The organism is Arthrobacter sp. TB 23 (assembly GCF_000294595.1).
Lineage (GTDB): Bacteria > Actinomycetota > Actinomycetes > Actinomycetales > Micrococcaceae > Arthrobacter_D.
Genome location: NZ_ALPM01000060.1, coordinates 17,934 through 29,680 on the forward strand (window position 1 = coordinate 17,934; position 11,747 = coordinate 29,680).

Genomic DNA, 11,747 nt, shown 5'->3' on the forward strand with positions numbered 1-11,747 from the left:
CGTCCTGGTGGTCGCGACTCATCGTCAGGAGAAGGTCCGATGGCTATACACACGCAGCAGTCCATCTCGGGGTTTATCGCCACCGATCCGCAGCTCACGACCACGGAGACCGGTGACGCTCGGTTCTATGCCCGGTTCGGGCAGGAGAACTACCGTCGCGAAGAAGACGGGGCGTTCACGAAGCTGGAGCCGAGCTTCAGCAATCTCGTGCTGTACCGGGCCACCGCCGAACGCGCCTACGAGCGCTTCACCAAAGGCGACAACTTCGTGGCCGAAGGCTACGCACACGAGTACGCTTACACCCGCGACGAGCAAGAGATCGAGGGCGAGGAGTTCGTGGCCAAGAAGATCGGCCACGATACGGCCCGGACGCGCTACGAGGTGGACCGCGTCCCCCGCCGGACCGGTGTTGCCGCCGAGCGCGAGAGCGCGACCCGCGAGCACAACCGAGTGTTCGACCCGCCTCAATCCCGGCCGGCTGCCGATGCTTCGGTGCTGGGCCGCTGAACCGGGAGGAGCAGCATCATGAGTGACGATATGGCGCCCCCGGAGCCCGACGAGAGCGACCTCGATGAGGACTTGGACGACGACTTCGGCGCTGAGATGACAAATGAGTCGGTGGGCGGGCCGCCGCATCCGGTGAACTGGAATCTGCTCTCCGCCCACGACCTGGAGCAAGAGTGGCTGGAGCTGAACCGGTGGGTCGACTGGCTGCGCCACACCTACGGGCTCCCCGCCGCCGTGATCCCTCCGTTTTGGCACCACCATTCCGAACTTGTCTGGGAACTCTCCGCACTGCATCTGCACTGGCTATGCGCTTACGATCCCGACCAGAACGGCTCCGCGCCCATCGGCTGGCACCGCGACTTCGCCGACGCCAGGGCGCGGCTGCGTGACTGGGTCGCCGCCTCCGGCACCCGACTCGACCGTGACCGCCCGACCCGGCAAACTGCCTGGCCTGGCGAAGAGCCTGCACCACCGGTGGAGGACGACGTGATCGCCGACCGGGATTCAGAGTTCGTGGACTTCGTCCGCGAGCAGGTCCGAGAGCGGCAAGCCGCGGAAGATGCGTTCTTCGTCACGATCAACGAATCCACCGGTGAACTCTTCGACCACCGTCCCGGTGACCAACGTGAGCGAGGCGAGCGCTGATGGTGCGCTCCTACTCGCCCAAGAGCGAACGCTCCGGCGCAGACCGGCCGGTCCGGGTTCGTTTCGACCGACGCGAGGAGATCGACGCTGAGAAGGTTGCCGAAGTCCTCATCCGGCTCGCACTGCGCGCCTCCGAAGACGACACCGCCGCCCAAGCAGGCAAGCACCTCCGACAACTGCTCACAGCCAGGCGGTAGAATCAGATGTCAACACGACGATCACGGCGTCGCTGGCACTGATCCTAAGCCCCTCATTGAGGGGTGTCCTTTTCGATTCCTGATGTGACCGCCATCCAGCGCCCCAGACACCCAACTGACAGTTGGGCACCTGAAAGGCGGTCACCCGATGACTCCCACCTATCTTCCTTCCGGCATCGACCTCGCAACGCTCCGCACCCTCGCTGCCGACAAACGCCAACAGACGGCCGCAGTCAGGGAGGAACGGCCGGACGGACCTGTGCCCGCCGTCTCCTATCTGCGGGTCTCTACCAAGGACCAGGCCACACGCAACGGCCTCGAAGAAGGTCTGTCCATCCCCGCTCAGCGTGAAGCCGCCCAGCGCAAAGCCGAACAGCTCGGTGCGGTCATCGTCAAGGAGTTCATCGAGCCCGGCGAGTCTGCCAAGACCACCCGCAGGCGGGCGTTGCAGGAGATGCTTAACTACATCGCCGCAAACCCGGTGCAGTTGTGCATCATCAACAAAATCGACCGGCTCGCTCGCAACCGGCTCGACGACGCCATCATCCATGCCACGTTGCGCGAGGCAAACATCACTCTGGTCTCGGTCACGGAGAACATCGACGAGTCGCCCTCAGGTATGCTCATGCACGGCATCCTCGCCTCCATGGCGGAGTTCTACTCCCTCAACCTGGCCCAGGAAGTCGTCAAGGGGATGACGCAGAAGGCTTCAATCGGCGGCACGCCGACCAAGGCACCGGTGGGCTACCTGAACGTGCGCACCACCGATGCCAAGGGCCGAGAAGCCCGAGAGATCGAACTGGACCCGGACCGCGCCGAGCTGATCCGGTTCGCGTTCACCGCCTACGCCACCGGCGACTGGTCCCTGTCCTCCCTCGCACGTGAGTTGAAGACCCGTGGCCTAGCGACCCGCCCCACACCCTCACAGCCGGCAAGACCGGTCACCACCACGGGGTTGCACAAGGTACTGACCAATCCCTACTACCAGGGCACCGTGACCTTCCGTGGCGTCACTTACGACGGCGCCCATACTCCTCTGGTCGACTCGGACACGTGGCTGCGCGTCCAGACCCAACTCGATGCGAAGAATGCCGTGGGCGATCGGCCTCAGAAGTACGACCACTACCTCAAGGGAACTGTGTACTGCTCGTGCGGCGCCAAGCTCATGATCGAACGGCCCCGTGACAAGCAAGGTGATCGCTACGAGTACTTCACCTGCTCAGGGCGACGCAAGAAGAACGGCTGCACTCGCTCGGCGATCCTCGCCGAACGGATCGAGAACCGCATCGAACGCGGCTACGGCATCAACGGTCTCACCGACGAGGAAGCGCAACGCATCAGCCAACTCCTGCACCAGGTGTTCGCCCAGCTCGAAACCTCCAGCGACGACGAACGCGTCGTACTTACTGCACAGCGCGAAAAGCTCGATGCCGAACGCCTCAAGCTCGTCCAAGCCCACTACGCCGACGCCATCCCGCTCGACCTGCTTAAGACCGAACAGGGCCGCATCCGTACCAGCCTGCACGCGATCACCAGCCGGCTCGATAGTCTCGCGAACACATACCACAACGCTCATGAGGGGCTCGATCAGATTGTCGGTGTCCTCACCGACCTCGGAGACCTCTACAGCAAGTGCGAACCTACTGAACGCCGCATCCTCAACCGCGCGCTGTTCAAGCGGATCATCGTCGACGAGGACGAACACGTCACGTTCGTGCCGGCCGAACCGGCGGCCGCTGTCCTCGCTCAAGAGCACAGGGGCGAGACGACCCAACCGGACCGGGACACAAACCTGCCCCGCCATCAGACGGGGCAGGTTTCGAATTTCTCTACTTACGTGGAGCTAAGGGGATTCGAACCCCTGACCCCCTGCATGCCATGCAGGTGCGCTACCAGCTGCGCCATAGCCCCAATTCCTTGGTGTCACCCCCGCCGAACTGGCCGAAGCAACTTGTTTAGTTTAGTCAACAATCCGCCCCCTGCAAAATCGGCGGCATCCACGCCACTTTCAGCCCGCTATTAGCCTTCCAATGGGGTGGAAGGCATCGAGGACAGGCCCACATTGTGCTCGGTCAACTGCCACCGGCTGATGCCAGTGGGACCCTGATCGAGTTCCTCCAGCATTGACCAGTGGCAGTTCGAAACGCCCGAGAGCGAAGACCACAATTCGGGAGGCAGACCCATTAGCGCGGCGAGACCGGCCCGGATCGAACCCCCGTGGCTCGCAACCACCAGCGTCTGCCCGGCGGTGAGGCTGGAGACGGCGTCGAGCGTACCTGCGGCCATCCGCTGCCCGACGTCGACCCGGCTCTCTCCTCCACCGGCACGCACCGCAGGTTCACCGGATCGCCAAGCCGTCTGGTCGGCAGGAAACCGCGACGCGATCTCGGCAAACGCCAACCCCTGCCACTGACCGGCGAAGGTTTCGCGAACCCGCGGGTCCAGTTCAACTGAAAGCCCGGTGAGGGAGGCCAGCTCAGCCGCGGTATCGGCGGCCCGACCCAGGTCTGAGGACACCAGACGGGTGGGCGCCAGATGAGCCAGCTCGGCGGCAGCCTCACGGGCCTGCTGCTTGCCCAACTCGTCGAGCGGAATGTCCTCCTGACCTTGAAACAGGCCCCTTGCATTCCAATCAGTCCGCCCGTGCCGCCAAAAAATGATCCTCCGAGCGCCAGCCGATTCAGTGGCGGCGAACCTCACTCGGCAGCGGAAGCGGCGTCAGCCGAAGCCGGCGGCGTGGTGTCGAGCTGCAGATCGATGACCGGGCAGTCTCCCCACAGGCGCTCCAGTGCGTAGAAGACACGGTCCTCCTCATGCTGGACGTGGATGACGACGTCGAGGTAATCCAGCAGTACCCATCGGCCCTCGCTGCGCCCTTCACGGCGAACAGGCTTCAGCCCCTGCTTGGACAGTTCCTCCTCGATACCATCGACGATCGAGTTGACCTGCCGTTCGCTGGATGCCGAGGCAACCAGAAAGACGTCGGTAATTGCCAGCCGTTCGCTGACATCAATAGCAACAATGTCCTGACCGATTTTCTCCGACGCTGCATGTGCAGCAGCCCGGGCAATCGCGATGGACGTTTCGTTAGCGCTCACTTATCTCCTTGGGTGTGGTCAGCCGTCTTGTTCAATTGAAGACACCTGAAATCATCATGATTCCGGTGACCAGCGCCAAAGCGCCCAGACTGACAATGGAATATTGCAATAGCTGCAGGCGCTTGACGCGCGCCAGCCCCGCCGTCATGGCATCGAGTGGTTCAAGCCCGTGAGCGGTGCGCGCCCCAATGGGAACGACCGCGTCCGAGGCGGGGGCCGTTGGCCCCGCTGCGGAAACCTCACGGGGCACCCCGGGAACCCGGATGAATTCCTTGGGCGACACGATCGAGAGGTTGTGCGCCGTGGTGGGGTCGTTGGCGCTCGGCTTCCGCTGCTCGTTCGCCTGCGCGAGTTGCTGCATCTTCTGGGCGCGGCTGTTGAGTACGGCGGCACGTTCGGCAAGGGCTTTCTGCTGCGCAAGGATTTCCAGGTCGACAGTGAACGGATCATCGTCGCGGGCAGCCACCATCTGCGCAACCTGCTCCTGGGCCTGCTGCACGATGGTTTCCCGCGCGGCCAGCGCCTGCTGAACACTCATCTGGTGAACTGGCACAGCGTTCGGCTTATCCACTGGCTTGGCTGTCTGCCCGGTCGGCTTGGCAGCAGTACCCTCGGGCTGGTCGGCCGGTCCATCCATCCGACGACGACGGTCCCGCCTGCCGCCCTCGCGCACCGGCCCCAGACCGGCAACCGGGCGGTCCACCTCGGGCGCTGGCTCGGCGGCCGCTGGCGGCAGTGCTTGCGTGCCCGGGGTGGAGGTGCCAAGCTGCTGGACGCGGCGCTGGCGCCGTGACGGCTCGGGCGCAGCCTCAGCCTGGGGGCGCTGCTCCGCCAGGGCTCGATAGGCCCTCAGCGCTTCCCGGTCGCGTGCGCGGGTCTGCGAAACCCGCTCACCCGGGTGGGTTGGCGTCGCATCGACGGGAGCGTCAGCGGCGCGACGGCTGCGCCGCTCAGAAATGACCGGTTCGGAGTGGGGCAGTTCAGGAGTAGCCCGTTCAGGGGGGCGCTGTCCGGTGGCTTGCGGTTCGGTGGAAGACTGCGAACCAGTTTCCAGTTCGGCTGGCTGCCCGTCGGCGTTAGTCCCGCGGGTATGCCGAAGTGACTTCCGGCTCTGTGCGGATTCGTTGCCGTTACTCATTGCTTTCTCACCCAGTAGTAGATCTTATGTCGTCGTGTGAAACGTGTGGTTCAAGTGGTTCAACAGGCCTTGAGGCGTCGCGGTACAGTCCGTGCTTGGCGATGTACTGCACCACGCCGTCCGGCACCAGGTACCAGACTGGATCGCCGGCGGCGACTCGCCGTCGACAATCGGTGGAGGAAATGGCCATCGCGGGCACCTCCAGTAAACTCACATCCCTGCCCTTGCCATCGAGTTCGTGGCCGGGCCGGGTGACACCGACGAAATGGGCCAACGACCAGAGTTCATCAGCGTTCTTCCAGGACAGAATCTGCGCCATCGCGTCGGCCCCGGTGATGAAGAACAGCTCCGCCTCCGGCCGTTCGGCCTTCAGATCCCGGAGGGTGTCGATCGTGTAGGTGGGACCGGGGCGGTCGATATCCACCCTGCTCACCGTGAAGCTGGGATTGGAAGCTGTCGCGACCACGGTCATCAGGTACCGGTGCTCGGCGGCGCTGACCTCACGTTCGGCCTTCTGCCACGGCTGCCCGGTCGGTACAAACACCACCTCGTCGAGGTTGAAGACGGCTGCGACTTCACTCGCAGCCACCAGGTGTCCGTGGTGAATAGGGTCGAAGGTTCCGCCCATGACGCCTAGGCGCCACGGACTTCCGTCCGGGTGTGCTCTGTCAGCTGGATTCACTTGGCGCGACTTAGCTACCTTCCCCGCCCCGCTACTAGCGGTGTGAGGCTTCGCCGTGGTCGTGCTTGTTGGGGTGCTGCTTGTGGGGATCGGCGTGCTCTTCAACTGCCTCGTGGCGGTTGCCGAGGCTCGAGAAGGCGAGAGTGACAAACATCAAGGCAACCAGCGCGCCCATGATGATGACGCCGTACAACACCGGGTCCATCGGCAGTTCGACGTGTCCCCCGTGGCCCCCGCCAGTCTCGCTGGCGACGAGTGTGGCGTTGAGAAGCTGAGAAAGCATAAATTCTCCCCTAGAAATCAAAGTAATGGCGTACCGGTCAGCACCAACCGGTGGATAGGTTCCCTACCATGTTACGCGCTTCGCGACGTGGTCCTAGGACCGGACCTGACCATCACCCTGCAGGATCCACTTGGTGGTCGTCAGTTCCCGCAGCCCCATCGGACCACGCGCATGCATTTTCTGGGTGGAGATGCCCACCTCGGCACCCAAACCCAGTTCGGCGCCGTCGGTGAAACGGGTTGACGCATTTACGATCACTGCGGCCGAGTCGATGCCGGCGATGAACCGCTCTGAGTTGCCCAGGTCATTCGTGATGATGGCCTCGGTGTGTCCTGAGGTCCACTGGCGAATGTGTGCCATGGCCTCCTCCATCGAGTCCACTGTCGCGACCGCAAGATCAAGGTCCATGTATTCGCGGGCCCAGTCGTCGTCTGTGGCGAGGTCGGCGGTGACGCCGTCGGGCAGGCTGTCCAGGGTGCGCTGATCTGCATGTAGCCGCACCCCGGCAGAGGCCAAGGCCTTCAGGACGTCCGTGGTTGCACCCGCATCGCGGTGTACGAGGAGGGTCTCCACGGTATTGCAGACACTGGGTCGCTGGGTTTTGGCGTTCAACAGGATGTCCACGGCCATCGCGGGGTCGGCACTCCGGTCGACGTAAATGTGGACGTTGCCCTCGCCAGTCTCGATCACCGGCACAGCAGAGTTGGTGACGACCGTCTGGATCAGCTCACGGCCGCCCCGCGGAATCAGAACATCCACCCGACCGCGTGCCTTCATCAGCACATTGGCGCCTTCGCGTCCGTAGTCATCAACACTTTGCACGGCATCGGCGGGCAGTCCCGAGCTGACCAGTGCGTCACGGATGATGCCGAGCAGCGCTGCGTTGGTGTGTGCCGCGGCGCTTCCGCCGCGCAGGATAACCGCGTTACCACTCTTGAGAGCAAGCCCGGCAATGTCGACGGTCACGTTGGGTCGGGCCTCGTAGATGGCGGCGACGACGCCGAGCGGCACGTGAATCTGGCGCATCCGCACCCCATTGGGGAGGGTCTGGCCCCGCTCCACCGACCCCACGGGGTCTGGGAGACCAGCCAGGTTCTGCAACGCCGTCGCAAGCCCCTCGATCCGCTCCCCGGTGAGGCTGAGCCGGTCCAGGAGCGCCGTGGAGGTGCCGTTGGCCTGTCCCGCTTCAACATCCAACGCGTTGGCTGCAAGGACCGCTGAACTGTTGGCGACGAGGGCAGCACCCACCGCGAGCAGGGCCCTGTCCTTGGTGGCCCTGTTTGCGGCCGCCACCTGACGGGCTGCTTCGCGCGCGCGATCAGCGATCGCGTGCACTGCGGCTGTCACATCTGTCTGCTGTTCGGTCACTGAAGTCATTGCTCCAGTCTAACGAAGGACCACCAGATCGTTGACGTGGACAACCGACCGCTCATACTCCCGCCCGAGTTCCTTGGACAGCTCACGGGTGGTCCGGCCCAGCATCCTCGGAAGTTCGAACGAGCTGTAGTTGACCAGCCCGTGGGCCACCACCGCACCGCTGGTGTCCGTCATCGCCACCGGATCACCGGCTTCGAAGTCCCCGCCAACTGACACGATTCCCGCCGGTAGCAGCGAACGACGGCGCTCCCCGACGGCTTTCGCCGCACCATCATCGAGGGTGAGTGTGCCCCGAATGTCCGCCAGGTGGGCGAGCCACAACAGCCTGATGGGCTTCCGGCGGCCGTTGGTGCTGAACCAGGTACCGACGTCGTCCCCTGCCAACGCGGCGGCGGCATTCTCGGCCGAGGTGACGAGGGCGGGAATACCCGAGCTCGCCGCAATCGTTGCCGCTTCAACCTTGGTGACCATGCCGCCGGTTCCGACGCCGGCCTTGCCGGTGCGGCCGATTTCGACGCCCTCAAGGTCAACGGGTCCGCGCACCTCGGGAATCCGTTGCGCACCATCTTTCGGCGGACCGTCGTAGAGGGAGTCGACGTCGGACAGCAGCACCAGAGCGTCGGCTTTCACCAGGTGAGCCACCAGGGCGGCCAGCCGGTCATTGTCACCGAACCGGATTTCGTGACTTGCAACGGTGTCGTTCTCGTTCACGATCGGGACGACGCCGAAGTTCAGTAGCCGCTCCATCGCCCGGTGGGCGTTGGCGTAGTGGCCGCGTCGGATCAGATCCTCAGCGGTCAGCAGCACCTGACTGACTGTCACGCCGTGAGCCCCGAACGCCGCGGTGTATCGCGCCATCAGCAGGCCCTGCCCCACACTCGCCGCAGCCTGCTGGGAAGACAACTGGTTGGGGCGGCGCTTCAACCCGAGGGGCGCCAGACCCGCAGCGATGGCACCACTGGAGACCAGGATGACCTCGGTGCCCTCGTTCCTCCGGGCGGCCAGGGTGTTGGAGAGCGACACGAGGGCTTCCTCCGACAGGCCGCCGGTGATGGAAGTCAGAGACGACGACCCCACCTTCACGACGATCCGCTTGGCCTTCGCCAGACCGGACCGGGTTTTCAGGGGCCGTTTTATACTCGTCGTCACCTTAGCGTCCGGCTTCTTCGCTATCTGAGGCTGGCGCAGGGTTATCCCCCGGTGCGTCCTCGTCTCCGGCCTTGTCCGGGACAGCCTGGGATGTCTCGATAGTGGTACCCGGGGAGGTCCGGGTCTTGTAGTTGACCGATTCCGTCCAGATCCCGGCTTTACGCTCAGTCTCAAGGTCGAGCCGTGCCGCCGCGCGGGCGTCCTTGCGGTCCTGGTAGTCCTCGCGCTTCTCGTCGCGGGTAGGCCGGACGAACTCCGCGAGACGGATGTCGGTGCCGCGTGGCGACGCCAGAAGCTCGGCCCCGCCCATCATGGTCGGCTCCCAGTCGAAGACGACGCCGTCATCCTCGCCGATGACCACCGTGTCGCCGGGCTTGGCGCCGCTCTTGAAGAGCTGCTCTTCCACGCCGAGCTTCGCGAGCCGGTCGGCCAGGTAGCCAACCGCCTCGTCGTTGTTGAAGTCGGTCTGCTTGACCCAACGCTCCGGCTTCTCGCCGAGAATCCGGAACAACGGCAGCAGGTTCTTCTCCTCGTTGCGGATGATGAAGCCGCGCGAGTTGACGGCACGGGGGCGCAGTACTGGGGGCACAATTTTGGGTGGGGCGGCCTTCAGCTCGGCGCGGGCTGCGGACACAATCTCGCCCATCGCGAACCCGAGTTGCCGCAGTCCTTCGTGGCTGGACGCGGACACCTCAAACACGCGGTAGCCGCGGGCCTCAAGCTCGGGCCTGACGAAGGACGCCATGTCCTTTCCGTCCGGCACATCGACCTTGTTCAGGGCAATCAGTTTGGGGCGTTGGTTCAGGGGCACGACGTCGCCATCCGGGCCGGCGAAGCTCATGTCCACCGCGTATTTCTCCAGCTCGCGCTCGATAATGTCGAGGTCGTTCAGGGGGTTGCGGTCAGATTCCAGGGTGGCGCAGTCGAGGACATGGACCAGGGCGGCGCAACGTTCGACGTGGCGCAGGAAGTTGTGGCCCAGGCCCTTGCCTTCGCTGGCCCCTTCGATGAGACCGGGCACGTCGGCGATGGTGTACCGGACGTCGCCCGATTCGACGACTCCGAGGTTCGGCACCAGCGTGGTGAATGGGTAGTCGGCAATCTTGGGACGAGCCGCGGACATCGCTGCGACGAGGCTTGACTTGCCAGCGGAGGGGAACCCCACCAAAGCGATATCAGCAATGGATTTCAGCTCCAGCACGATGTCCCGGGCGTCGCCGGGAATGCCGAGCAGGGCGAAGCCTGGCGCCTTGCGCTTCTGGGAGGAGAGCGAGGAGTTCCCGAGCCCACCCTGGCCACCGGAGGCAGCGATGAACTCGGCGCCTTCGCCGACCAGATCGGCGAGTACTTCGCCATCCTTGGTCTTGATGACTGTGCCGTCTGGCATCGGCAGGATCAGGGTTTCGCCCTGCTTACCGCCACGCCAGTCGCCCATGCCGTTGCCGCCGTTGGTGGCGTGCCGGTGTGGTGCGTGGTGGTAGTCCAGAAGGGTGGTGGTCTGTGAGTCGACGCGGAGAATCACGCTGCCGCCGTCGCCACCGTTACCGCCGTCGGGGCCACCCAATGGCTTGAACTTTTCCCGCTTGACGGAAACGCAGCCGTGACCGCCGGTACCGCCCGACACATGCAGAACCACTCGGTCAACGAAGCTTGCCACGTTGAACTCCTTAGTAAATTGTGAATTGATGCCGAGTCTATCCCGGCTTAAAAAGAAAGTGGGGCGAGCCGGATCGGCTCACCCCACCTCACTGCCTAATGCTTAGTGCGCAGGTACTACTCTGCGACTGCGCCGACGATGTTGACAACGCGGCGCCCACGACGGCTGCCGAACTCAACCGAGCCAGCCTCCAGCGCGAACAGCGTGTCGTCTCCGCCGCGGCCAACGCCAGCGCCGGGGTGGAAGTGGGTGCCACGCTGGCGGACGATGATTTCGCCGGCCTTGACAACCTGTCCACCGAACCGCTTGACGCCAAGGTACTGGGCGTTTGAATCGCGACCGTTGCGAGTGGAACTCGCACCCTTCTTATGTGCCATCTGCTTTGCCTACCTTTTGATAAAGAACGAAGAGGTTACTTGATGCCTGTGATCTTGACGCGGGTCAGCTCTGAACGGTGACCCTGGCGCTTCTTGTAGCCGGTCTTGTTCTTGAACTTCTGGATGACAATCTTCGGTCCACGAAGATTCTCAATGATCTCGGCAGTCACGGCGACCTTTGCCAGGTCGTCTGCTGCTGAGGTTACCTTGTCGCCGTCGACCAGAAGGAGGGCGGGCAGCTGAAAGCTGCTGCCGGCCTTACCGGTGACGCGGTCAAGGGTTACGAGGTCTCCCACGGAAACCTTTTCTTGGCGGCCGCCTGCGCGGACAATCGCGTACACCACTTGGGAACTCACTTCTCTCGACAACTATGCTTGGAAAACTACTGTGTGCGTACTTACACCGGCAAACCGAACTACTTTGGTCCTACCGCTGACGCTGTGCATCGACGCCCCGGATAACCGGTTAGAAGGCGAACGCACCGAAGATCAAGATTACGCCAGTTCGGCGGTTTCCTGCAAATCCCCCGGTGTGTGGGCGCGTCGCGTGCCCGGCTTGCGGCTACAACTCGGACGCTGGAACCCCTACACCGAGGATCATCGGCTCATCCTTGGCAGGCGTCACCGTTGCGTCCCGG

General features: G+C 63.9%; 15 protein-coding genes, 1 tRNA gene and 1 pseudogene. 5 read left to right on the forward strand and 12 right to left on the reverse strand.

Annotation, left to right across the window (positions count from 1 at the left end; all coding sequences use genetic code 11):
• Nucleotides 1–39: 39 nt before the first annotated feature.
• The 4 genes and pseudogenes from B384_RS0108255 to B384_RS21495 all read left to right on the forward strand — a co-directional run.
• Nucleotides 40–507, forward strand: coding sequence for a single-stranded DNA-binding protein (locus tag B384_RS0108255; protein WP_019482645.1), 468 nt, complete (start codon nucleotides 40–42; stop codon nucleotides 505–507).
• Nucleotides 508–525: 18 nt separating this feature from the next.
• Nucleotides 526–1,152: a hypothetical protein gene (locus B384_RS0108260; protein WP_019482646.1), complete on the forward strand. Its 627-nt coding sequence runs from the start codon at nucleotides 526–528 to the stop codon at nucleotides 1,150–1,152.
• Nucleotides 1,152–1,349, forward strand: coding sequence for a hypothetical protein (locus tag B384_RS0108265; RefSeq protein WP_019482647.1), 198 nt, complete (start codon nucleotides 1,152–1,154; stop codon nucleotides 1,347–1,349). The genes B384_RS0108260 and B384_RS0108265 overlap by 1 nt, the downstream gene beginning before the upstream one ends.
• A 148-nt stretch (nucleotides 1,350–1,497) precedes the next feature.
• A pseudogene (locus B384_RS21495) lies at nucleotides 1,498–2,580 on the forward strand (recombinase family protein); the annotation flags it as partial.
• On the opposite strand, the gene B384_RS21075 reads toward B384_RS21495, so the two are convergent.
• The 12 genes from B384_RS21075 to rplU all read right to left on the reverse strand — a co-directional run bounded on the left by B384_RS21075 (nucleotide 2,569) and on the right by rplU (nucleotide 11,454).
• On the reverse strand, nucleotides 2,569–3,099 hold the full coding sequence (locus B384_RS21075; RefSeq protein ID WP_237715267.1) for a hypothetical protein: 531 nt from the start codon (nucleotides 3,097–3,099) through the stop codon (nucleotides 2,569–2,571). The pseudogene B384_RS21495 and the gene B384_RS21075 overlap by 12 nt on opposite strands.
• Nucleotides 3,100–3,187: 88 nt before the next feature.
• Nucleotides 3,188–3,260, reverse strand: a tRNA-Ala gene (locus B384_RS0108280).
• Between the two features lie 108 nt (nucleotides 3,261–3,368).
• Complete coding sequence (locus B384_RS0108285; protein WP_019482648.1) at nucleotides 3,369–4,049, reverse strand: histidine phosphatase family protein; 681 nt, start codon at nucleotides 4,047–4,049, stop codon at nucleotides 3,369–3,371.
• Nucleotides 4,046–4,447 (reverse strand): ribosome silencing factor, encoded by a 402-nt coding sequence (gene rsfS, locus B384_RS0108290; protein ID WP_019482649.1) that lies wholly within the window; start codon nucleotides 4,445–4,447, stop codon nucleotides 4,046–4,048. Before rsfS ends, B384_RS0108285 begins: the two co-directional genes overlap by 4 nt.
• Nucleotides 4,448–4,478: 31 nt before the next feature.
• Entirely contained in the window at nucleotides 4,479–5,585 is a 1,107-nt protein-coding gene (locus B384_RS0108295) for a hypothetical protein (RefSeq protein WP_019482650.1), read from the reverse strand.
• A 7-nt stretch (nucleotides 5,586–5,592) separates the two neighbouring features.
• The gene (gene nadD / locus B384_RS0108300) at nucleotides 5,593–6,213 is read right to left on the reverse strand and encodes a nicotinate-nucleotide adenylyltransferase (RefSeq protein WP_019482651.1); all 621 of its coding nucleotides are present in this window, start codon (nucleotides 6,211–6,213) and stop codon (nucleotides 5,593–5,595) included.
• A gap of 88 nt (nucleotides 6,214–6,301) precedes the next feature.
• Nucleotides 6,302–6,550 (reverse strand): hypothetical protein, encoded by a 249-nt coding sequence (locus tag B384_RS0108305; protein ID WP_019482652.1) that lies wholly within the window; start codon nucleotides 6,548–6,550, stop codon nucleotides 6,302–6,304.
• Nucleotides 6,551–6,643: 93 nt separating this feature from the next.
• Complete coding sequence (locus B384_RS0108310) at nucleotides 6,644–7,927, reverse strand: glutamate-5-semialdehyde dehydrogenase (RefSeq protein WP_019482653.1); 1,284 nt, start codon at nucleotides 7,925–7,927, stop codon at nucleotides 6,644–6,646.
• Nucleotides 7,928–7,936: 9 nt separating this feature from the next.
• A complete protein-coding gene (gene proB / locus B384_RS0108315) occupies nucleotides 7,937–9,076 on the reverse strand; it encodes a glutamate 5-kinase (RefSeq protein ID WP_019482654.1) in 1,140 nt (379 codons plus the stop codon).
• Between the two features lies 1 nt (nucleotide 9,077).
• Complete coding sequence (obgE, locus tag B384_RS0108320; protein ID WP_019482655.1) at nucleotides 9,078–10,733, reverse strand: GTPase ObgE; 1,656 nt, start codon at nucleotides 10,731–10,733, stop codon at nucleotides 9,078–9,080.
• A gap of 116 nt (nucleotides 10,734–10,849) precedes the next feature.
• Entirely contained in the window at nucleotides 10,850–11,110 is a 261-nt protein-coding gene (rpmA, locus tag B384_RS20120; protein ID WP_081743419.1) for a 50S ribosomal protein L27, read from the reverse strand.
• Between the two features lie 35 nt (nucleotides 11,111–11,145).
• Complete coding sequence (gene rplU, locus B384_RS0108330; RefSeq protein ID WP_019482657.1) at nucleotides 11,146–11,454, reverse strand: 50S ribosomal protein L21; 309 nt, start codon at nucleotides 11,452–11,454, stop codon at nucleotides 11,146–11,148.
• Nucleotides 11,455–11,530: 76 nt separating this feature from the next.
• Between rplU and B384_RS21080 the strand changes: the two genes are divergently transcribed.
• Nucleotides 11,531–11,747 (forward strand): hypothetical protein (locus tag B384_RS21080; protein WP_237715268.1); only part of this gene is annotated, 217 nt, incomplete at its 3' end.